The sequence below is a fragment of the Ralstonia sp. NFACC01 genome, assembly GCF_900115545.1.
GTDB classification, from domain to species: domain Bacteria; phylum Pseudomonadota; class Gammaproteobacteria; order Burkholderiales; family Burkholderiaceae; genus Ralstonia; species Ralstonia mojiangensis.
Genome location: NZ_FOWV01000002.1, coordinates 380,956 through 401,432 on the forward strand (window position 1 = coordinate 380,956; position 20,477 = coordinate 401,432).

Annotated in this window: 22 protein-coding genes; 12 read left to right on the top strand and 10 right to left on the bottom strand. The window is 63.7% G+C overall.

The genetic code is table 11. From position 1 onward, the window contains the following. Positions 1-162 precede the first annotated feature (162 nt). From flgC to BM136_RS06395, 11 genes are all read left to right on the top strand, one after another. On the top strand, positions 163-570 hold the full coding sequence (flgC, locus tag BM136_RS06345) for a flagellar basal body rod protein FlgC (protein WP_004631403.1): 408 nt from the start codon (positions 163-165) through the stop codon (positions 568-570). A gap of 27 nt (positions 571-597) precedes the next feature. Further along, positions 598-1,254, top strand: a complete 657-nt coding sequence (locus tag BM136_RS06350) for a flagellar hook assembly protein FlgD (protein WP_092971052.1) — start codon at positions 598-600, stop codon at positions 1,252-1,254. A 54-nt stretch (positions 1,255-1,308) separates the two neighbouring features. Further along, positions 1,309-2,517, top strand: coding sequence for a flagellar hook protein FlgE (gene flgE, locus BM136_RS06355; protein ID WP_092971053.1), 1,209 nt, complete (start codon positions 1,309-1,311; stop codon positions 2,515-2,517). Positions 2,518-2,562: 45 nt separating this feature from the next. Beyond that, the gene (flgF, locus tag BM136_RS06360; RefSeq protein ID WP_024977569.1) at positions 2,563-3,300 is read left to right on the top strand and encodes a flagellar basal-body rod protein FlgF; all 738 of its coding nucleotides are present in this window, start codon (positions 2,563-2,565) and stop codon (positions 3,298-3,300) included. A 40-nt stretch (positions 3,301-3,340) separates the two neighbouring features. Then, on the top strand, positions 3,341-4,123 hold the full coding sequence (gene flgG, locus BM136_RS06365; RefSeq protein WP_009240010.1) for a flagellar basal-body rod protein FlgG: 783 nt from the start codon (positions 3,341-3,343) through the stop codon (positions 4,121-4,123). Between the two features lie 32 nt (positions 4,124-4,155). Continuing rightward, positions 4,156-4,908, top strand: a complete 753-nt coding sequence (locus tag BM136_RS06370) for a flagellar basal body L-ring protein FlgH (protein ID WP_092971054.1) — start codon at positions 4,156-4,158, stop codon at positions 4,906-4,908. A 10-nt stretch (positions 4,909-4,918) separates the two neighbouring features. Then, complete coding sequence (locus BM136_RS06375) at positions 4,919-6,052, top strand: flagellar basal body P-ring protein FlgI (protein ID WP_092971055.1); 1,134 nt, start codon at positions 4,919-4,921, stop codon at positions 6,050-6,052. 16 nt (positions 6,053-6,068) lie between these two features. After that, positions 6,069-7,154 (top strand): flagellar assembly peptidoglycan hydrolase FlgJ, encoded by a 1,086-nt coding sequence (flgJ, locus tag BM136_RS06380; RefSeq protein WP_092971056.1) that lies wholly within the window; start codon positions 6,069-6,071, stop codon positions 7,152-7,154. Positions 7,155-7,269: 115 nt separating this feature from the next. Beyond that, positions 7,270-9,207 carry a flagellar hook-associated protein FlgK gene (gene flgK, locus BM136_RS06385; RefSeq protein WP_092971057.1) on the top strand — a complete coding sequence of 646 codons (1,938 nt, stop codon included), beginning with the start codon at positions 7,270-7,272 and terminating at the stop codon, positions 9,205-9,207. A 66-nt stretch (positions 9,208-9,273) separates the two neighbouring features. Next, the gene (gene flgL / locus BM136_RS06390) at positions 9,274-10,233 is read left to right on the top strand and encodes a flagellar hook-associated protein FlgL (protein WP_092971058.1); all 960 of its coding nucleotides are present in this window, start codon (positions 9,274-9,276) and stop codon (positions 10,231-10,233) included. Positions 10,234-10,300: 67 nt separating this feature from the next. Then, positions 10,301-11,044 (top strand): YoaK family protein, encoded by a 744-nt coding sequence (locus tag BM136_RS06395; RefSeq protein WP_092971059.1) that lies wholly within the window; start codon positions 10,301-10,303, stop codon positions 11,042-11,044. Between the two features lie 43 nt (positions 11,045-11,087). On the opposite strand, the gene BM136_RS06400 is transcribed toward BM136_RS06395, so the two are convergent. The 9 genes from BM136_RS06400 to fliL all read right to left on the bottom strand — a co-directional run bounded on the left by BM136_RS06400 (position 11,088) and on the right by fliL (position 17,427). Next, entirely contained in the window at positions 11,088-12,329 is a 1,242-nt protein-coding gene (locus BM136_RS06400; protein WP_092971060.1) for an NAD(P)/FAD-dependent oxidoreductase, read from the bottom strand. Next, entirely contained in the window at positions 12,329-13,057 is a 729-nt protein-coding gene (locus BM136_RS06405; RefSeq protein ID WP_092971061.1) for a 3-ketoacyl-ACP reductase FabG2, read from the bottom strand. The genes BM136_RS06400 and BM136_RS06405 overlap by 1 nt, the downstream gene beginning before the upstream one ends. 85 nt (positions 13,058-13,142) lie before the next feature. Further along, the gene (gene fliR / locus BM136_RS06410; RefSeq protein ID WP_092971062.1) at positions 13,143-13,937 is read right to left on the bottom strand and encodes a flagellar biosynthetic protein FliR; all 795 of its coding nucleotides are present in this window, start codon (positions 13,935-13,937) and stop codon (positions 13,143-13,145) included. A 33-nt stretch (positions 13,938-13,970) separates the two neighbouring features. Further along, complete coding sequence (gene fliQ, locus BM136_RS06415) at positions 13,971-14,240, bottom strand: flagellar biosynthesis protein FliQ (RefSeq protein WP_004631435.1); 270 nt, start codon at positions 14,238-14,240, stop codon at positions 13,971-13,973. A gap of 19 nt (positions 14,241-14,259) precedes the next feature. Beyond that, the gene (fliP, locus tag BM136_RS06420) at positions 14,260-15,009 is read right to left on the bottom strand and encodes a flagellar type III secretion system pore protein FliP (RefSeq protein WP_092971063.1); all 750 of its coding nucleotides are present in this window, start codon (positions 15,007-15,009) and stop codon (positions 14,260-14,262) included. After that, the gene (gene fliO, locus BM136_RS06425; RefSeq protein ID WP_092971064.1) at positions 15,006-15,407 is read right to left on the bottom strand and encodes a flagellar biosynthetic protein FliO; all 402 of its coding nucleotides are present in this window, start codon (positions 15,405-15,407) and stop codon (positions 15,006-15,008) included. Before fliO ends, fliP begins: the two co-directional genes overlap by 4 nt. Positions 15,408-15,475: 68 nt before the next feature. Next, the gene (fliN, locus tag BM136_RS06430; RefSeq protein ID WP_092971065.1) at positions 15,476-15,928 is read right to left on the bottom strand and encodes a flagellar motor switch protein FliN; all 453 of its coding nucleotides are present in this window, start codon (positions 15,926-15,928) and stop codon (positions 15,476-15,478) included. Continuing rightward, positions 15,918-16,928, bottom strand: a complete 1,011-nt coding sequence (fliM, locus tag BM136_RS06435) for a flagellar motor switch protein FliM (protein ID WP_092971066.1) — start codon at positions 16,926-16,928, stop codon at positions 15,918-15,920. The genes fliN and fliM overlap by 11 nt, the downstream gene beginning before the upstream one ends. Position 16,929: 1 nt before the next feature. After that, positions 16,930-17,427, bottom strand: coding sequence for a flagellar basal body-associated protein FliL (fliL, locus tag BM136_RS06440; RefSeq protein WP_092971067.1), 498 nt, complete (start codon positions 17,425-17,427; stop codon positions 16,930-16,932). A gap of 516 nt (positions 17,428-17,943) precedes the next feature. On the opposite strand from fliL, the gene BM136_RS06445 reads away from it, so the two are divergent. After that, positions 17,944-19,680: a sensor domain-containing protein gene (locus BM136_RS06445; protein WP_092971347.1), complete on the top strand. Its 1,737-nt coding sequence runs from the start codon at positions 17,944-17,946 to the stop codon at positions 19,678-19,680. 133 nt (positions 19,681-19,813) lie between these two features. Here BM136_RS06445 and BM136_RS06450 read toward each other — a convergent pair whose 3' ends face one another. Continuing rightward, entirely contained in the window at positions 19,814-20,449 is a 636-nt protein-coding gene (locus tag BM136_RS06450) for a LuxR C-terminal-related transcriptional regulator (protein ID WP_092971068.1), read from the bottom strand. Positions 20,450-20,477 lie beyond the last annotated feature (28 nt).

The window sequence follows — 20,477 nt, forward strand, 5'->3', positions numbered from 1 at the left end:
CATTAAGACGACCGCGCTGCAATCACGCGCGGCGAAAGAGGGGCGGGAACTGTGTGGCGCTCCGGGCCGGGAAAGATCGGTCCGGAGCAAGCCGCCATACAGAACAACCGGATCGGTTCGGCAGCAATGCCGGCAACAGTATTTGAAGACATCGGAATCAACATGTCGCTATTCAAGGTGATGGATGTAGCTGGCAGCGCGCTCACCGCGCAGTCCAAGCGCATGAACGTGGTCGCCTCCAACCTGGCCAACGCCGAAAGCGTGACGGGCCCGGACGGCAAGGCATACCGCGCCAAGCAGGTGGTGTTCTCGCCCGCGCAGGAGTCTGACGACTACGCCACCGGCGTGTCGGTCGACCGCGTGGTGGAAGACACCGTCACCCCCATGAAGCGCATGCACCAGCCGGGCAACCCGCTGGCCGATGCCGACGGCTACGTGACCATGCCGAACGTCGATGTGGTGGACGAAATGGTCAACATGATTTCTGCGTCGCGCTCGTACCAGGCCAACGTGGAAGTCGCCAACACCACCAAGACGATGGCCTCCAAGGCTCTGACCCTGGGCCAGTAAGCGGCACCTTCCTAGCGAGACACGAACATGACCGTCAGCTCAACCACCAACACCACCAGCACCGCGGGTACGACCTCCGGCAACCAGCTCGCCATCACCAGCGGCAACGACCTGCAAAACACGTTCATGCAACTGCTCGTGGCGCAGTTGAAGAACCAGGATCCGCTCAACCCGATGGACAACTCGCAGATGACCTCGCAACTTGCGCAGATCAACACTGTGAACGGCATCCAGCAGTTGAACACCACGATGTCGAGCATGCTCACGCAGAACGCGACCACGCAGGCGTCGTCGATGATCGGCCGCACCGTGCAGGTGCCGACCAACAACCTGACGCTGGCTTCGGGCGCCGCCAACTTCGGCGTCTCGGTGCCCACCGGTGCCGACGATGTCGTCGTCACGATCACGAACGCTGCGGGTTTGGCTGTGCGCACCGTCGACCTCGGCCAGATGGCAGCCGGCAGTGGCAACTACACGTGGAACGGCAAAGACGACAAGGGCAACCAGCTCGCCGACGGCGCCTATTCCATCAAGGTGACGGCCACGCAGGGTGGGAAGGTCGTCACGGCAAACGCGCTCGGCACCGACAAGGTGGCTGGCGTCACCATCAACAACGGCACGATGCAGCTGGCGTTGGCGTCTGGCGGAACCGCCAAGCTGTCCGACGTTGCATCGATTCAGTAATTACCGGTCAACTGCGGGCAGACCCCGCGCTTTTATCTTCTACGGGAGAACACTATGGGATTCCAGCAAGGCCTGAGCGGTCTCGACGCCGCCTCTGCAAACCTCGACGTGATCGGCAGCAACGTGGCAAACGCCAACACTGTCGGCTACAAGAAATCGACCGCCGAGTTTGGCGACGTGTACGCACGCTCGCTCGTGGGTGCGTCCGATAACCAGATCGGCCAGGGCGTGAGTGTGACCAAGGTGTCGCAGTCGTTCACGCAGGGCAACGTGACCAACACCGGCAACCCGCTGGATATCGCCATCAACGGCACGGGCTTCTACCGCATGGTCGACCCGTCCAGCGGCCAGGTGTCGTACACGCGTAACGGCCAGTTCCAGACCGACAAGAACGGTTTCATCATCTCGGCCACCGGCCAGAACCTGACCGGCTACGGCGTGGATTCCACCGGCAAGGTCAACACCGCCGTGCTGACCAACCTGAAGATTCCCGTCAACGACCTGGCGCCGCTGGCGACCACCAACACCGCGTTCGGCGTGAACCTGGATGCTGCCGCCACGGTGCCGACCACCACGCCGTTCTCGGCCACCAACTCGGCCACGTTCAACCACTCCGTTTCGGAACAGGTGTACGACGGCACGGGCACGGCCCACATGCTGACCAACTACTACGTGCGCACCGCCGCAGGCTGGGATGTGTACTCGCAAGTTGACGGCAACAACCCGACCGGCGGCAACCCGGTGACGTCGCTGACGTTCAACAGCAGCGGCCAGCTGACTTCCACGCCGAGCAAGATCGCCACGGCCTTCGCCGGCATGAGCATCGCCAGCATGGATTTCACGGGCACCACGCAGTACGGCGGCGGCTATAACGACACCGCCCCGGGCGTGACGCAAGACGGTTACGCCACCGGCCGCCTGGCCAGCTATGCGGTCGGTACCGATGGCACCGTCACCGCGCGCTACTCCAACGGCCGCACGTCGACGCTGGGCCAGGTTGCCATGGCCAACTTCAAGTCGCCCGAAGGTCTGCAGAACATCGGCGGCAACCAATGGGTGGAAACGTCCAACTCGGGCGCCCCCAACCTGGGCACGCCGGGCATGGGTTCGTTCGGCCTGCTGCAATCGTCGGCGGTGGAGCAATCCAACGTGGACCTGTCTGCCGAGCTGGTCAACATGATCATTGCCCAGCGCTCGTATCAAGCCAACGCGCAGACCATCAAGACGCAGGACACCATCCTGCAGACCCTGGTGACGATGTAATCGTCGTTGCCCGAAGCTGACTGACCGCACACCAAGGACACTCGCATGGACCGCTCGATCTACGTGTCGATGACTGGCGTAAAGCACCTGTTCGATCAACAGGCTGCCAGTGCCAACAACCTCGCCAACGCCAGCACCACCGGCTTCAAGGCGCAGATCGACGCGTTCCATACGGTGGGTGTGCAAGGCGATGGCTCGCCCACGCGCAGCTACGTGATGGCCTCGGCCATCGGTACGGACCTCGCGCCCGGCCCGATCGAGACCACCGGCCGCAGCCTGGATGTGGCCATCGACGGGCAAGGCTTCTTTGCCGTGCAGACGCCCGATGGCGGCGAGGCTTACACCCGCGCCGGTACGTTCCAGCTCGGTCCTGACGGCACGATCCAGACGCTCTCCGGCCAGCCGGTGCTGGGCGATGGCGGCCCGATCACGCTGCCGCCCGACACCACGGTGCAGTTTGCCAAGGACGGCACGGTCAACGCGATCAGCGCCGACAGCCGTACGCCGCCTGTGTCGCTGGGCCGTCTGAAGCTGGTGAGCATCGACCCGTCGAACATCGACCGCGGCGCCGATGGCCTGTTCCGCCAGCGCGACGGCCAGGATGCCGATGTGGATGAGAAAGTCCGTGTGACCGGCGGGGCGCTGGAAGGCAGCAACGTCAACCTGACCGATTCGCTGGTCAACATGATCGAAATCTCGCGCCAACTGGAAATGCAGATGAAGTCGCTGCACACGAGCGACACGAACGCCCAGTCGGCCAATGAACTGCTGCGCCACGCCTGAACGGCCGGCGCAATGAATTGAATCAACCAAGGACTCGAACATGATTCGCTCCCTGTGGATTTCCAAAACCGGGATGGACGCCCAGCAATCGCAGCTGGATGTCATCTCGAACAACCTGGCGAACGTCAACACGACGGGCTTCAAGCGCTCGCGCGCCGTGTTCGAAGACTTGCTGTATCAGAACGTGCGCGAGCCGGGTGCGCAGTCGTCGCAACAGACCACGCTGCCTTCGGGCATGCAGATCGGTACCGGTACGCGCATCGTTGCCACCGAGCGTCTGCACACGCAGGGCAACCTGCAGCAGACCGGCAACTCGACCGACGTGGCCATCAACGGCAACGGCTTCTTCCAGGTGCAGATGCCCGACGGCACGCTGGCCTACACGCGTGACGGCAGCTTCCAGATCAACGCGCAGGGGCAGCTTGTGACCTCCAGCGGCTACCCGGTCCAGCCGGCCGTGACGGTGCCGCAGAACGCCACCAGCCTGACCATCGGCAAGGACGGCGTTGTGACGGTCACTACGCCGGGCACGGTCAACAACACGCAGGTGGGCACGTTCCAGCTGGCCAACTTCATCAACCCGGCCGGCCTGCGCAGCATGGGCGAAAACCTGTACGCCGAAACCGAAGCGTCGGGCACGGCCAACCTGGCCAACCCGGGCTCGAACGGCGTGGGCGCGCTCAATCAGAACTACGTTGAAACGTCCAACGTGAACGTGGTGGAAGAAATGGTCAACATGATCCAGACGCAGCGTGCGTATGAGATCAACAGCAAGTCGGTCCAGACGTCGGACCAGATGCTGGAGAAGCTGTCTCAGCTTTGAGCTGACGGCGCAGTTTTTGAGGATGTAGTGCGATGCATACCCCCCCGGTTTACTCGCTCCAGAATGGCAAGCACAGCGGCCGCGCTGTGTCTGCTGTTCGAGTCGTTCGATTGGCCGTGCTTGGCACGGCCGCCTTGCTCGCTACGGCGTGCGGCATGCTGCCGCCGCCGGCCCCGATCGTGCAGGGTCCGACAACCGCGCGCCCGCCGATGCCGGTGATGGCACCGCGCCAGAACGGGGCGATCTACCAGGAAGTGGCATCGGGCAGCGGCGGGTTCCGCGGCATGTTTGAAGACCGCCGCGCCCACATGGTGGGCGACACGATCACGATCGTGATCACCGAGAACACGGCGGCCAGCAAGCAGACCTCCGGCAGCGTCAACCGCACGGGCAGCATGAGCGCTTCGGTGCCGACGTTTGCCGGCATGAACCCGGGCGTGCTGTCGCTGCTGGGTGTGTCGGCCAGCGACGCCAACAAGTTCGACAGCAAGGGCGCCAACGGTGCGCAGAACAACTTCACGGCCACGATTACCGTCACAGTGGTGGAAGTGCTCGGCAACGGCAACCTGGTGGTCAGCGGCGAGAAGCAGATGGCCGTGGGCCAGGGCACCGAGTCGATCAAGTTCTCCGGCGTGGTCAACCCGACCACCGTCAACAATCAAAACACCGTGTTGTCTACCCAGGTGGCGGACGCACGCATGGAATACCGCGGCACGGGCTATGTGGCCGAAGCCCAGCAGATGGGCTGGCTGTCGCGGTTCTTCCTGACCGTGTCACCGTTCTGAGGGATCTGCCATGACTTTGCATCGAACGAGGTTGTATCGAACCCTTGGCGCGGCCCTGGTGGCACTGAGCGCAATTTCCGCAGTTGTTCCGACAACGGCACACGCTGATCGCATCAAGGATCTGACCACCGTTGCCGGCGTGCGCGACAACGCGCTGATCGGCTACGGCCTTGTCGTCGGCCTGGACGGCAGCGGCGACCAGACCACGCAAACCCCGTTCACGGTCCAGAGCTTCAACAACATGCTCACGCAGTTCGGCATCAATGTGCCGGCCGGCGCGAGCATCCAGCTCAAGAACACCGCCGCCGTGGTGGTGACGGCTACGCTGCCTGCCTTTGTGCGGCCGGGTCAGACCATCGACGTGACGGTGTCGTCCATCGGTAACGCCAAGAGCCTGCGTGGCGGCACGCTGCTTCTCACGCCGCTCAAGGGCGTGGACGGCCAGCTCTACGCATTGGCACAAGGCAACGTGGTGATTGGCGGCGCAGGCGCATCGGCCAATGGCAGCAAGGTGCAGATCAACCAGCTCGGCGCCGGGCGTATCGCCAATGGCGCCACGGTGGAGCGTGCCGTGCAGGCCACGGTGGGCGAGGCGGGCAGCATCCAGCTCGATACGGGCACGACGGATTTCGGCACCGTGCAGAATATTGTCACCGCCATCAACAAGCAGTTCGGCACGGACACGGCGCAAGCCGCGGACGGCCGCACGATCAACGTGCGCGCACCGGCCCTGGCGTCGGACCGCGTCGGTTTTCTGGCCAAGCTGCAGAACATCGACGTGACACCGGCGCTGGCCGCCGCACGTGTGGTGGTCAACGCCCGCACGGGCTCGGTGGTCATGAACCAGCTCGTCAAGCTCGAGCCCTGCGCGGTGGCGCACGGCAGCCTGTCGGTCACCATCAGCACAGATCCGGTCGTCAGCCAGCCGGCGCCGTTCTCGCAGGGGCAGACGGTGGCCGCAGCGCGCTCGAACATCGAGGTCAAGCAGCAAGGCGGCAGCCTCATCAACGTGAAGGGCGGCACCAACCTGGCGGACGTGGTCAAGGCCATCAACGCGATTGGCGCCAACCCGCAAGACCTGATCTCGATCCTGCAGGCGATGAAGGCGGCCAACGCGCTGCGCGCCGATCTGGAAATCATCTGACGCTGGGGAGGCCACGATGAACCAAACCGACCTCACCAGCCGGCTGGCGCTCGATTCCCGAGGGTTCGAGTCGCTCAAGCAAACGGCACGTACGGACCCGACCGGCGCCGCCAAGACCGTCGCCAAGCAGTTCGATGCGATCTTCGTGAACATGATGCTCAAGCAGATGCGCGATGCATCGCCGCAGAACGGGCCGCTCGATTCGTCGTCGAGCAAGATGTACACGTCGATGCTTGACCAGCAGCTTTCGCAGACCATGGCCTCGCGCGGCGTGGGCGTGGCAGACCAGCTTCTGAAACAGATGCTGCGTCAGGCCAACCATGTGAACCCGGATGCGGGTGGCAAGGTGAATACCGCGCTGTCCAACACGACGGCGACCAATACCGCGCTGCCGGGTGCCGCCGGTGCCACCAACGATGCCGCGAAGGCCATCGCCCGTTCGTCGCTCAACAGCATGGCCGCAGCCGTTGCGCCGGGCACGGAAGACGACGGCTCGGGCATCAGCACCGTGCCGCGCCCGGGCCTGGAAGAACGCGTGCAGCGTGCGCTGGCCGCCCTGCGCAAGCAGGCGGATGCCCAGGCGCAGGCCCCCAGCGCGCCGCCAGAAGTCGACCTGTCGACGGTGGCATCGGAGCCGCGCGGCGAGCGCATGAGCAGTTTCTACAACAAGCTGATCGGCCACGCATCGCAGGCGGCGCAGGAAACCGGCATTCCCGCCAACTTCATGATCGGCCATGCCGCACTGGAGTCCGGCTGGGGCCGCCGCGAGATCAAGGCAAAGGACGGCACGAACACGCACAACCTGTTCGGCATCAAGGCCGGCGGCTCGTGGGCAGGCAAGACCGCCACGGTGACCACCACCGAATACATCGGCGGCGTGGCCCATAAGGTCCAGGAGAAATTCCGCGCGTACAGCTCATATGCCGAGGCGTTCAAGGACTACGCCAACCTGCTGGCCAACAACCCGCGCTACAGCAACGTCGTGGCAGCGGGCAACGGCAACGATGCGGCGTCGTTTGCCAAGGGCTTGCAGCGCGCAGGCTACGCCACGGATCCGAACTACGCCCACAAGATCATGGCGGTGCTCAAACAGATCGTTTGAGTGATTTAAGAAGCATATTTTGGCGACGACGGCCGGCTCAAGTTTGCGCTTGTCCGGCCGATGTTGTTTCTAGAGCTTATTCCGGCGGCTTCGTGCTGCCCGCACCGAGACAACTATGAGCAGCTCCCTTCTGAATATTGGCGCGTCCGGCCTGCGGGTTGCCGATATCAACCTGCAAGTGACCGGCAACAACATTGCCAACGCCAGCACGCCCGGCTATTCGCGCCAGGAAGCCGTGCAGACGGAAAACATTCCGCTGTATGCCGGCGTGGGCTATCTCGGCCAGGGCGCCAATGTCACGACCGTCAAGCGCATCTACGACCAGTTCCTGACTGCACAGGTGCAAAGCGGCCAGGCCTCGACCAGCGCGGCCGACCAGCTCAATAGCCTGGTGTCGGGCTTGAGCCAGTACATGTCGGACAGCAACAGCGGCCTGACTTCGTCGCTCACCAGTTTCTTCAACGCCGCCGATGGCCTGGCCTCCAAGCCGTCGGACACCACCGCGCGCCAGGTTTTCCTGAACGCCGCCGCTGGCCTGCAAAGCCGCTTCAATTCGATTGCCGGCCAGTTGAGTTCGCTCAACAGCCAGGTCAACACGCAGGTGCAGACGCAGATCAGCGCGGTCAACGGCACGGCGCAGCAGATCGCTTCGCTGAACGACCAGATTTCCAAGGCGGAAGCGTCGACCGGCCAGCCGGCCAACGACCTGCGTGACCAGCGCGACCAGCTTGTCCAGACGCTCAATCAGTCGATCAAGGCGAGCGTGGTGCAGACCGGCGACGGCCAGTTCAACATCTACGTGGGCAACGGCCAGGCGCTGGTGCAGGGCAACAAGAGCTACCAGTTGACGGCGGTGCCATCGCAGTACGACCCGACGCAACTGTCGGTCGGCTACAAGAGCCCGGGCGGTACGGTCAACATCGACGACAGCCAGCTCGGCGGCGGTGCGCTCGGCGGCCTGATGGACTTCCGCAACAACACGCTTATTCCGGCGCAGAACAGCCTGGGCCGCCTGGCCACGGCCGTGGCGGCCGACGTGAACGCGCAGAACAAGCTTGGCATGGACGCCAACGGCAAGATGGGCACGGACCTCTTCTCCGTGGCCAACCCGAGCGTTGCGCCCAGCACGAGCAACACCGGCAGCGGCACGCTGACTGCCAGCATCACCAACGCCAATGCGGGGCAGGGCTACGACTACCAAGTCAAATACCAGGGCGGCGCCTACACCGTTTCGCACTATCCGGACGGCTCCGCCTCCGTAACGGTGTCGAGCTGGCCGACCACGATTGACGGCGTCACGCTCAACCTGTCGGGCACGATGAACAGCGGCGATTCCTTCCTGGTGCGCCCGACCGCCAACGCGGCGGCCACCATGCAGACGCTCACGACCGATTACCACAACGTGGCCGCGGCCTCGCCCGTGGTGCTCAACCAGGGCAGCAACAACACGGGCAGCGCCACGGTGTCGTCGCTGGGGGTGGACAGCACGTATGCCGGTTCGCCGCTCGCCTCGCCGGTCAACCTGACGTATAGCTCGGCCGTGGGTGGTTCGCTGTCGGGGTTCCCGGGCAGTGTGACGGTCACGGTGGGCGGCACGTCCACCACGTACACGGGCGGCACGGCGCCGTACACGCAGGGCGCGACGTACGCGTTCAACGGCGTGCAGATGACGCTTTCGGGCTTGCCCGGCAACGGCGACACGTTCGCCATTTCAGCCAACACCGCCAACAGCACGGACAACCGCAACGCCAGCGCGCTGGCCAAGCTGCGCAACAGCAATCTGCTGGACGGCGGCACGACCTCGATCGGCTCGGCATGGAACAACCTCGTCACCCAAGTGGGTGTGCAGGCCAACCGCGCCAGCACCAACCTGACCTCGCAGAAGGCGCTGCTGGCCAGCTCTACGCAACAGCAGCAGTCGGTGTCGGGGGTGAACCTCGATGACGAGGCGATGAACCTGATGAAGTACCAGCAGGCGTACCAGGCCTCGGCCAAGGTGATGCAGACGGCCAATTCGCTGTTCGACAGCTTGCTGTCGATTGCCGGCGGCTGATCGGGCGGCTGAAGAAATCGCCCCGCCTGCCGATAACGTCCTAAAGCCCTACCGTCCGGACCGATCATGCGAGTCAGTACCGCCCAATTCTTTGCAGCGTCTTCCGCTTCGATGCAGAACACGCAATCGAACCTGCTCACGTTGCAGCAGCAGATTGCGAGCGGCATCGCGCTCAACAGCGCGGGCGACAACCCCAGCGCGTTTGGTCAAATGGCGCAACTGCAGCAAACGCAGGATGCCAACGATCAATACCAAGCCAATCGCGACGCCACCGACGCGCGTCTGACCAACGTGTCTTCCGCGCTGACCAACCTGGTGACCACGCTGCAGCAGGGCAAGCAGACATTGGTGGGTGCCAACACCTCGCTGATGACGGATTCGCAACGCATTGGTGTGCTGGCGCAGGTCAAGCAGCAGTACCAGCAGCTGCTGTCGACGGCCAACCAGCGCGATGCCTCGGGCGTGGCCCTGTTTGGCGGCGCCAACGGCACGACCGATCCTTTCACCAACACCAGTGGTTCGGTGCAGTACGTTGGCAGCGGCCAGCCGCCCACGGTGCAGGTATCCCAGAACATTTCGATGCCGAATTCGGTGTCGGGTGATTCGGTGTTTGTGCGCATCCCCAACTCGGATCCGTCCAACCCGAACACCAACCAGAGCATCTTCAAGACGTACGAGAACCTGATCTCGGCGCTGTCAACCCCGATCAACGCGGCCACCCAGGCCACGGACGTCGCGAACCTGCAAAAGGCCGTGCAAACGGCGCAGGGCAATCTGGACAATGCTTATCAGGTCGCCCTGCAAGCGCAGGTGACGGTGGGCACGCAGCAAGCGCAGATCACCACGCTCAACAGCAGCGGCTCGAACTACGGCGAGCAGTTGAAGGAGCAGATCTCGAAGCTCCAATCGGTGGATTACACCACCGCCATTTCGCAGTTTTCTCAGCAGCAGGTGTCGCTGCAGGCCGCGCAGAAGACGTTCACGGCCATGCAGGGCATGTCGCTGTTCCAGTACATCAATCCTTGATGCGGCGCGGTCGGGCGGGCGGAGGGCGCGGCGTATCATGTCGGCTCACCTACCGTCAGGACTGGTCATGCCCATCCAGTATCTTCGCCGCCTGACCAGCCCGGAACGCTCAGAGGATGCCAACCGGCGCCTCGGTCAGTCGCTGGCCTTCGTGGCGGGCGCCGCCAACGCAGGCGGATTCCTCGCGGTCAAGCAGTACACCTCCCACATGTCCGGCATCGTCTCGGCGATGGCCGACTCGCTTGTGCTGGGCGATATCGTCCTCGTGCTTGCCGGCTTTGCTTCGCTGCTGGCATTCCTTTGCGGTGCCGCCTGCACGGCGGTGCTCGTCAACTGGGGCCGCCGGCGCAGCACGCAGAGCGAATTCGCGTTGCCGCTCATGCTCGAGGCCGCGCTGCTGTTGCTCTTCGGCCTGATGGGCACGTCGCTTGGGCAATACCGGGTCGTGTTCGTGCCGGCCACCGTGGCACTGCTGTGTTTCCTGATGGGGCTGCAGAACGCCATCATCACCAAGATTTCGAAAGCGGAAATCCGCACCACGCACGTGACTGGCCTGGCCACCGATATCGGCATCGAAATCGGCAAGGCGATCTACTGGAACCACGGGCACCGCAACCTGCCGGCCGTTGTGGCCAATCGGCCCAAGCTGCGACTGCTGGCGTCATTGCTGGGGATGTTCTTCGTGGGCGGCGTGGCGGGCGCGTTGGGCTTCAAGCATCTGGGCTATGCCGCCACGATTCCGCTGGCGTCCATCCTGATGCTATTGGCCGTTGTGCCGGTGGTGGATGATCTGCTGGCGCGCCGTCGGTGAGCGGGGCCCGGCTGCATAGGCCTGGGCGCGGGCGGCGCTTCCCTCAGGCCATTTCCCGCCGGCATACCTCGTGCAGCGTATTGAGGCGCCGCTCCGGATTGACCACGAATGGATTCGTTTCGTCCCAGGCGTAGCCCGCCAGGATGGCGCTGATCATGCGGCGAATGCCTGGCGAGTGGCGCGGGTGGAAGATGATGTCCTGTAACTCGCCCGAGTACCACCGGTCAACGAAGGCCCGGAACGTATCGACACCCTTGCGTAGCGGCTTGTCGTAATCGGCAAGCCAATCGACGGTTTCGCCGTTGAGTTGGCGTACGAGGACGCGCGTTGCCAGGTCTGCCGAGCGCAATGCGATCGTTACGCCTGACGAGAACACCGGGTCCAGGAACTCGCCCGCATTGCCCAGCAACGCATAGCCTGGCCCATAGAGGCGCTCTACATTGGCCGCGTAGCCACCGATCTGTCGCACGGGCATGAGGAACGGCGCGTCGCCAATCAGCGCTGCAATATTCGGTTCGGCCTGGATCAGCTTGCGCAAGGTCGCTTCGCGCTCTGCCTCTGGCACATCGAGGAAACTCGCTTCGGCTACGCAGCCGACTGACGAGCGGCCGTTGGCCAGCGGGATCATCCAGTACCAGACGTCGCGCCGCTCCGGGTGAACGGCGATGCAGATCTTGTCGCGATCGGTGCTACCGGCAGGCAAGGCGTCGCGCACGTGTGTGAACAGCGCGGCACGCGTTGGCATGCGGGTGGGCGCTTCAAGATTGAGCAGGCGTGGTAGCACACGGCCAAAACCGCTGGCGTCTAGCACGAAGCGGGCGTGTACGGCATACGCGTTTCCAGCTTCGTCTTCTACCTCCAGCACAGGCGCATCGCCCGGCTGCATCGTGCGCACAGTGTGACCAAAGCGAACGTCGGCGCCTTGTTCGGCGGCGCTTTTAATCAATGTTTGATCAAACACCGCACGTTCAACCTGATACGTCGTGCCCCAGCCAGCGGAATGCTTGTCTCGGAAATCGAAGGACGCGTGCTTGTCCTGATGTACGAAATACGCCCCGTTCTTGTACTGGAATCCTGCTTCCACAACGGCTTGCAGCATGCCCGCCGCTTCAAGGTAGGCCATGCTTTGGGGCAGCAAGCTTTCGCCAATGGAGAAGCGCGGGAAATGCTGGCGTTCGAGCACCAGCACGTTGTGGCCGGCCTTTCGCAGCAAGGCCGCAGCAACAGCACCGGAGGGGCCGGCGCCGATGATGGCGACGTCGACGTGTGTTGCTTCAGCGGTCATCAGATCATGCCTCCGTTTACGCCAATCACTTGTCGCGTCACATACGACGCTGCGTCCGACATCAGGAAGCCGACCACGGAAGCCACTTCTGCGGGTTGGCCGACACGTTGCATCGGCACGGCTTGCAGGGCTTGGTCGATGTGTTCCAGGTGGGCCAGCATGTCGGTTTCGATCAACCCGGGTGCCACGCAGTTGACGGTGATGTGGCGCGAGGCAAGCTCCACTGCCAGTGCCTTGGTGGCACCGATCAGGCCGGCCTTGGCCGCGCTGTAATTGACCTGCCCGCGGTTGCCCATCACACCCGAGACGGACGCTATGGTGACGATGCGTCCGCCCTTGCGCGCACGCACCATCGGCATGGTCAGGGGGTGCACAACGTTGTAGAAACCGTCCAGGCCGGTTTCAAGAACGATGTCCCAGTCTTCGTCGGTCAGGGCGGGGAAGGCAGCGTCACGTGTGACGCCTGCGCTGAGGACGATGCCGTAGTAGGCACCGTGTGCTTCAAGGTCCGCGTTGAGTTGTGTGCGGCAGGCGTCGCGATCGCGCACGTCGAACTGCAGCACGCGGGCAATGCCGCCCTTTGCCTGGATGTCTGCGACGATGGCATCGGCCTCTGCACGGCTGCTGCGGCAATGCACGGAAACGTCAAACCCGTCGGATGCCAGTTGATAGGCGATGGCGCGGCCAATACCGCGGCTCGCGCCCGTCACAAGAACACGGCGGCTCATATGGTGAGACTCCCTTGAAGATCGTTCGGCTGAATACCGCGATCATCGCATGAGCCGGGGGCTTGCCCGCGCGAGCGGTAGACGCTTACCGCGGCAGCGTACTGAACTGGCTGAACGCCCGCCCACCCAAATCCAGCGCATCCATCACAGACCGCTCCACCACCGGCGCCAGCGACGTCATCATCACCATGACCAGCATCAGCCCCACCACGAGCGTGGCGGCGATGCCCACGGCAAACGGGTTGAGCGCCTGTGCCGTGCGGGAGAGCACGGCAAAGCCGAGGTTGACGATCATCATGATCGCGATGATGGGCAGGGCGATGCGCAGGGCCAGCGCGAAGACGATCGTGCCGCCCCCGGCCAGCGTCTGCCAGCCCGAATTGGCCAGCGGCGACGCTGAGACGGGCAGGGCGGTGAAGCTGTCGAACAGGGCGTGCAGCAGCACGAGATGGCCGTCACCTGCAATGAACGCGGTAACGGCCGTGAGGCTGAGGAAGCGGCCGAGGAGCATGCTGCTCTCGGTTTGCGTTGGGTCGAGCAGCGAGGCGAAACCCAGGCCTATCTGCACCGACATCACTTCGCCGGCACCGCTGATGGCCGAGAACACAAGCTGCACGCAAAAGCCCAGCGCCAGCCCGATCAACACCTGCACCAGCGTGATCCACAGCCCTTCGTATGAGCCCACCGACAGGCCTGCGGGCACCGGCAGCATGGGCGCCAGCGCCACCGTGATGACCACGCCAAATGCCACCTTGATCGACGTCGGGATCTCGGTGTTGGCAAACGGGGGTGCAATGGCGATAAACGCCAGCACGCGCACCAGCGGCCACCAGTACATGGCGATCCAGCCGTTGAGCTGCGTGGCGGTGAATTGGATCATCGTTGATTTGGCGGCTGCGTCAGCTAGGTGTCGTCAATTCACGTAGTTGGGGATATTGGTCAGCACGCCGCGCGTGTAGTCGACGATCACGGCGACGATCCACGGGCCGGCCAGCACCATCGTGGCCGCGACGGCCAGCAGCTTGGGGATGAACGACAGCGTCTGCTCGTTGAGCTGCGTGGCGGCCTGGAACACGGCCACCAGCAGGCCGACGACGAGCGACACCAGCAACATCGGCGCGCCCACCATCATCGCGACCTGCATGGCCTGTCGGGCCATATCCAGAACGTACTCGGGTGTCATGTCGGTTTCCTATCGGCGCTCATTGCACAAAGCTCTGCGCCAGCGAGCCCAGCAGCAGGTGCCAGCCATCCACCAGCACGAACAGCATGATCTTGAACGGCAGCGAGAAGATCGACGGCGTCACCATCATCATCCCCATCGACATCAGAACGGCTGCCACCACGATGTCGATCACCAGGAACGGGATGAAGATGGCAAAGCCGATCTGGAACGCGCTCTTCAGCTCGCTGGTGACGAAGGCTGGAATGAGCGCGCGCATGGGCGTCTGCTCGGGCGATGCAATGGCCGGCATGTTGCCCATCTTGACGAACAGGGCGAGGTCCGGCTCGCGCGTCTGCTTGAGCATGAACTGGCGCAGCGGCGTGGCGGCCGTATCCATGGCCTGTTCAACGGTGATCTTGTTGTCACGCAGCGGCACGTAGGCGTCGGTGTAGACCTTGTCGAGCACCGGCGACATGACGAAGAACGTGAGGAACAGCGCCAGCCCGATCAGCACTTGATTGGGCGGCGTGGTTTGCGTGCCCAGCGCGTGGCGCAGCAATGACAGCACGATGATGATGCGGGTGAAGCTGCTCATCATCAGAATGATCGCTGGCAGAAACCCGAGTGACGTCAGGAAGACCAGCGTCTGGACGGGCAGCGAATAGCTTTGGCCCCCAGCGGTGCCCGTGAGCAGCGGCAGGCCGGGTTGCGCCTGTGCGAATACGGCGGGCGCGGCGCCCAGCAGGGCCATTGCTATCAGGCAGCGGAAGAAGGTGCGCGCGTTCATTCCGACTTCCCCGTCAGATGACGCTTGAGCTGGATGGACAGCGCGTCGGCAAAGCGGGGCGGCTTGCCGGAGCCCGAAGTGCCGTCACCGGAATGATCGTCCGGCGTGGAGGCGGCTTCAGCGGGGCGCGGCAGCGTGTGGAGCGTCTGCACGTGCTGCTGAGTGACGCCCAACACGAGCCATGTGCCCTCCACATCGACGACGACGATCTTCTCGCGGGCGCCCAGCATCTGCTGCGCGACCACGGTGATCACCTGGCTGCGGCGCCGGCCTAAACCTGCGGGGCCCATGCCCGCGCGCTGCTGCAGACGGCGCAGCAGCCAGCCGGCCGCCACGATCATCGCCAACACTACAAACAGCCCGCCTAGCGTGCGGGCCCAATCAACTGCATGGTTCATTTCAACACCTTGCCCGGGGGGAGCACTGGTTGCTGTCAGGGTGCCGATTGACGGCGTACTTGTGTGGCTTATCGGTTCAACTTACGGATACGTTCCGACGGCGTGATGATGTCGGTGAGGCGGATACCGAACTTCTCGTTGACCACCACCACTTCACCTTGGGCGATCAGGTAGCCGTTGACAAGTACATCCATCGGCTCACCGGCCAGTGCGTCGAGTTCTACCACCGAACCTTGCGCGAGCTGCAGCAGGTTCTTGATGGGCACCTTGGTGCGACCCAGCTCCACCGTCAACTGCACGGGGATGTCCAGGATCATGTCGATGTCGTTGCGTTGGGCGCCGCCCAGGCCGTCTGCCGTCAGGGGCTTGAACACCGGGTTGGATTCGGCGGCGGGCGCAGCCGCCGGCGGGTTTGCCGCGGCACGCTGCGCGGCTTCCAGGGCCATGGCCTCTTCCATCGTCATCTCGACATCGATGTCGTCGGCGTTGGCTTCGGGGTTCATGGTCGGTTCAGTTGTCATCGTCAGACTCCGTGGCAGCCTCGCTGCCGCTCATATTCAGCATGCGGTTGACCCGCAGTGCGTATTGGCCGTTGAACGTGCCGTAGTTGCATTCCATGACGGGCACACCGTCTACCTTGGCGGTCACGCAGTCATCCAGCTCCAGCGGAATGACGTCGCCGACCTTCATGTTCAGGATGTCTGACACCTGCACCTTGGCCGTAGCGAGGTCGGCAATCAGCTCCACCTCGGCGGTCTGCACCTGTTGCGACAGCAGCCGCAGCCAGCGCTTGTCCACTTCCAGCGCTTCGCCCTGGATGGCGGAGGTGAGCCGGTCGCGGATCGGCTCGATCATGGTGTACGGCATGCAGATGTGCACGTCGCCGCCGTTGTTGCCAAGCTCAATGCTGAAACTGGTGGTGATCACCACTTCATTGGGCGTGGCCACGTTGGCGAACTCGGTGTGCATTTCCATGCGCAGGAATTCGAAATCGATCGGATAGACCGGCTGCCACGCCTTGGCGTAGTGCTCGAAGACGAGGTGCAGCATGCGCTGGATGATGCGCTGCTCCACGTCGGTAAAGTCGCGGCCTTCCACGCGCATGTGGAAGCGCCCGTCGCCACCGAACAGGTTGTCGACCACCAGGAAGATCAGGTTGGGGTCGAACACGAACAGCGCCGTGCCACGCAGCGGCTTGACGTGCACAAGGTTGAGCGAAGTCGGCACCACCAGGTTGCGGATGAACTCGCTGTACTTCTGCACCTTCACCGGCCCGACGGAAATCTCCGCATTGCGCCGCATGAAGTTGAACAGCCCGATGCGCCAGTTGCGCGCAAACCGCTCGTTGATGATTTCCAGCGTGGGCATGCGCCCACGGACGATGCGCTCCTGCGAGCCCAGGTTGTACGAGCGTATGCCCGAGGGGTCGGCGGCTTCGACGGGGTCGTCGTCCGCGTCATCGGACACGCCCTTCAGGAGCGCGTCGATTTCCTCCTGGGAAAGAAACTCTTCCTTGAGCATGTCACTGGATCACAAAGTTGGTGAACAAGACGTCTGCGACGGGTGATTCCTTGCCGACAGCCTTGAAGACGTGTTCGCACAGTTCAACGATTTCCTTGGACAGCTTGACCTTGCCCTCCGCCGGGTACAGCTCGGTGGGCGTCTTGCTGGCCAGCAGCATCAGGACCTTGCTGCGCAGCTCAGGCGTGTAGGCCTTGATCTCTTCTTCGGCATGCTTGTCGAAGCTCTTGAATGTGATGCCGATCTGCAGATAACGGTCGTTGCCTTCCTCGGGCTGCAGATTGACGGTCAGGGTTTCCATGGCCACGAACACCGGCTCTTTGGGCTTGGGCGGTGCAGCGGGGCCGGATGCGGCGTGGTTGCCGCCTCCGAGAAAGAACCAGGCAGCGCCGCCGCCCATGCCGACGAGCAGGAGCACGATCAGGATGATCAGCAGCAGCTTGGTAGAGCCGCCCTTTGCTGGGGCGGGGGCGGTAGTGGCGGCAGCGGCTTCGGCCATGGGGATCACTCGGGGACTAAGGGGGGGGTGGGCTTTCCCGGCTCGCATCGCGCAACACACCGTAAAACAACGCAAAGCACAGAGTCGGGTTCTCGGATGGCATTCTTCCCCACCTGTGTCCAGCTCATTCCAGCAAGAAACGCGGTCAATCCCGCTTATCTCGGGCGTTTGCGATGTGCAGGGTCGGGCGGTGCGTACACAAAAAGTGGTTTTTAAAGCACTTTCATGTGCCAATGATGTTGCATCGCGCGCCTTGGCGCCCGCCCCGGGTGGCCAGTTCCGCCGCAAAAGTGACGTTGGCCCGAAAGATTTGCCCGTGCGTGCCGTTGTAATGGAGGAACGCGCCGGCACGTCCCGGCCCTGCATACCTGCGTTGCCTTGCCGGAAGCCGCCTTGAATTCCTTGCCCTTTTCCACCCGTATTGACCTTGCACTTGTCGATGCCGATGGTTTGCCGGCCGACTGTCCTGCGCGCGGAGAGCCGCCGGGCTTCTGCCCGAAGCTGGACCTGCTGTCGATGGTCAACGCGCTGACAGAGGGCATCCTCGTCTGTGGGGCAGACCGCCGCGTCACCTACGCCAATCCGAGCGCCGCACGGCTGCTGGGTTTGCCGGTGGAAGCGCTGGTGGGGCGCTTGCTGCCCACGGTTGTCAACGCCGCGGTGGACGAATTCGACGCGTCCATCCACGAGGCCGACTGGCCCGATCAGGACGTGATCGCCGAAGGTCAGCCGCAGTTGAACCAGATTTTCGGGATGCACTGCGTGGATGGCCGCACCGTGTGGGTTTCCAGCAACTGGACGCCGCTGTATGCCGACGGCGGTCATTCGATGACGGCCTCCCCACGGGCGTCGGAAGCCGGCGCGACGCCATACTCGGTGCTGGTGTCGCTAGTCGACATCACGCAGATCCGCGAAGCGCAGCAGCGCATCCGGCATCTGGCCACGCACGACACGCTCACGGGCCTGCTGAACCGCTCCGCGCTGGAAGATCGCCTGGAGCACGCGCTGGCAATCGCGCGCCGCAACCAGTCGCGCGTTTCGGTCATGTTCCTCGACCTGGATCGTTTCAAGAACGTCAACGACACGCTGGGCCACCAGTTTGGCGACATGCTGCTGCGCGAGGTCGCTGCCCGCCTGCAGGCCTGCGCGCGCGAAGCCGATACCGTGGCCCGCCTGGGCGGCGATGAATTCGTGGTCATGCTCGAAGCGCTCGATGGCCTGGGCACGCGGCGTGTGGCCGAGCGCATTCTCTCGGCCATCAGTGCGCCGTTCTATATCGAAGGGCAGGAGTTGTATCTGGGCGTGTCAATCGGGATTGCCGTGGCGCCGCACGACGGCGACGACCCGAACACGCTGCTGCGCAAGGCCGATGCCGCCATGTACCTGGCAAAGGAGCGCGGCCGCAACAACTTCCAGACTTTTACGAGTGACCTCGACGACCGCGTCTCGCGCCGCTTCCGCATTGAATCGGGCTTGCGCCGCGCAAGCGATCGCAACGAGTTCTATGCCGACTACCAGCCGCGCGTTGACGTCAGGAGCGGCCGCATCGTCGGCGTGGAAGCGCTGATCCGCTGGAACTCGGCCGATTTCGGCCGCATGATGCCTGGCCAGTTTATTCAGGACGCCGAAGAAACCGGCCTGATCGTCGAGATCGACCGCTGGATTCTGCGTGCCGCCTGCGACCAGCTTGCGCGCTGGCGCCGCATCGGGCTGCCGGACTTGCGCATGTCGATCAACCTCTCGGGCCAGGCATTCAGCTCGGGGCAGCTGAGTGCGATGGTGCGTGGCGCGCTATCGACCAGCGGCTTGCCCGGCAACGCGGTGGAACTGGAGATGACCGAAGGCATTCTGATTCGCGACGATCCGTCATTGCATGCGTTGCTCACCGAGCTGCGCGCGATGGGCGTATCGCTGGCCCTGGACGATTTCGGTACCGGATATTCATCGCTGTCGTATCTGCACCGCTTCCCGATCGATACGCTGAAGATCGACCGCTCGTTCGTTCAAGACCTGCCGCACGTGGCAGAGCGCGCGGCCATCACGCGGGCCATCATCATGATGGCGCAGGCCATGGGCATGAAGACCGTGGCCGAAGGCGTGGAGACCACCGGGCAACTTGAATTTCTGCGCGAAGTCGGTTGCGACGAGTTTCAGGGCTATCTGCTCACGCGGCCGCTGGAGCCGGCAGCGGTGCAGGACCTGGTGCGCGAGAACGCGCGCCGCTACGGCGAGCGTGTTCCCAGATTCTTGTAGATCCAGAGTTTTTTAGGGTGCCCTGAAAAGCGTAGCGAGCGCCCCGAGGTTGGCGTGAGAAGCGCAGCCGTACATGGGTACGGCGAGCATCGCACCGCCAAGATCGGCTCGCGCAGTAGCTTTACGGGACACCCTAGAGTTGCAGGCCGTTGCTGACTACGTACATGGTCAGCTCGGCGTTGTTGCGCAGCTTCATCTTCGAGAGCACCCGCCCCCGGTACACGCTGACCGTCTTGACGCTGATCTGCAGCGCCTCGGCGATCTCGCCCAGCGTGCGGCCAGAGCCGAGCATGCGCAGCGTCTGGAATTCGCGGTCGGAAAGGATGTCGTGGCGCGGCTTGTCCCAGTCGACATTCAGGTTGTCGGCCAGGACTTCCACGAGGTCCGAAGGCAGGTATTTCTTGCCCTTGGAGATGGCGTTGACGGCGGCCAGCAGTTGCGGCTGGCTGGCGTCCATCGGCAGATAGCCAGAGGCGCCCGCCTTCAGCGCCCGTACGGCAAGCAGCGCTTCAGGGTGGCGGCCCAGTGCCAGCACGGCCAGGCGCGCATGCTGTTGGCGCACGGTCTTGATGGTCTGGAATTCGTCTCCGGTGGCCGATTCCACCGAGAAGAGCATGACGTCCCACTCGCGCTGGGCAAGCAGGTCGTTATTGGCATCGCGCAGGTCCGGCACGGCCTCGATCTGCCGGGCCAGGCGCGAATCCTTGAGGATCTGGCGCAGGCCGACACGGGCAATATCGTGCGGTTCGACGATCAGGACATTGAGCATGGTGGGTGTTGCGGGTCAAACGCGGGCT

Coding starts and splice junctions, on each gene's coding strand:
- fliN (WP_092971065.1), bottom strand. CDS start 15,928: ATGACAACTGAACCGACCATGAACCCCGAAGCCAACGCCGACGACATC.
- flgC (WP_004631403.1), top strand. CDS start 163: ATGTCGCTATTCAAGGTGATGGATGTAGCTGGCAGCGCGCTCACCGCG.
- flgJ (WP_092971056.1), top strand. CDS start 6,069: ATGAACCAAACCGACCTCACCAGCCGGCTGGCGCTCGATTCCCGAGGG.
- BM136_RS06350 (WP_092971052.1), top strand. CDS start 598: ATGACCGTCAGCTCAACCACCAACACCACCAGCACCGCGGGTACGACC.
- fliP (WP_092971063.1), bottom strand. CDS start 15,009: ATGAACGCGCGCACCTTCTTCCGCTGCCTGATAGCAATGGCCCTGCTG.
- BM136_RS06375 (WP_092971055.1), top strand. CDS start 4,919: ATGACTTTGCATCGAACGAGGTTGTATCGAACCCTTGGCGCGGCCCTG.
- BM136_RS06405 (WP_092971061.1), bottom strand. CDS start 13,057: ATGAGCCGCCGTGTTCTTGTGACGGGCGCGAGCCGCGGTATTGGCCGC.
- flgK (WP_092971057.1), top strand. CDS start 7,270: ATGAGCAGCTCCCTTCTGAATATTGGCGCGTCCGGCCTGCGGGTTGCC.
- BM136_RS06445 (WP_092971347.1), top strand. CDS start 17,944: ATGGTCAACGCGCTGACAGAGGGCATCCTCGTCTGTGGGGCAGACCGC.
- fliL (WP_092971067.1), bottom strand. CDS start 17,427: ATGGCCGAAGCCGCTGCCGCCACTACCGCCCCCGCCCCAGCAAAGGGC.
- flgL (WP_092971058.1), top strand. CDS start 9,274: ATGCGAGTCAGTACCGCCCAATTCTTTGCAGCGTCTTCCGCTTCGATG.
- fliQ (WP_004631435.1), bottom strand. CDS start 14,240: ATGACACCCGAGTACGTTCTGGATATGGCCCGACAGGCCATGCAGGTC.
- BM136_RS06370 (WP_092971054.1), top strand. CDS start 4,156: ATGCATACCCCCCCGGTTTACTCGCTCCAGAATGGCAAGCACAGCGGC.
- flgF (WP_024977569.1), top strand. CDS start 2,563: ATGGACCGCTCGATCTACGTGTCGATGACTGGCGTAAAGCACCTGTTC.
- fliM (WP_092971066.1), bottom strand. CDS start 16,928: ATGCTCAAGGAAGAGTTTCTTTCCCAGGAGGAAATCGACGCGCTCCTG.
- fliR (WP_092971062.1), bottom strand. CDS start 13,937: ATGATCCAATTCACCGCCACGCAGCTCAACGGCTGGATCGCCATGTAC.
- BM136_RS06395 (WP_092971059.1), top strand. CDS start 10,301: ATGCCCATCCAGTATCTTCGCCGCCTGACCAGCCCGGAACGCTCAGAG.
- flgE (WP_092971053.1), top strand. CDS start 1,309: ATGGGATTCCAGCAAGGCCTGAGCGGTCTCGACGCCGCCTCTGCAAAC.
- fliO (WP_092971064.1), bottom strand. CDS start 15,407: ATGAACCATGCAGTTGATTGGGCCCGCACGCTAGGCGGGCTGTTTGTA.
- BM136_RS06400 (WP_092971060.1), bottom strand. CDS start 12,329: ATGACCGCTGAAGCAACACACGTCGACGTCGCCATCATCGGCGCCGGC.
- BM136_RS06450 (WP_092971068.1), bottom strand. CDS start 20,449: ATGCTCAATGTCCTGATCGTCGAACCGCACGATATTGCCCGTGTCGGC.
- flgG (WP_009240010.1), top strand. CDS start 3,341: ATGATTCGCTCCCTGTGGATTTCCAAAACCGGGATGGACGCCCAGCAA.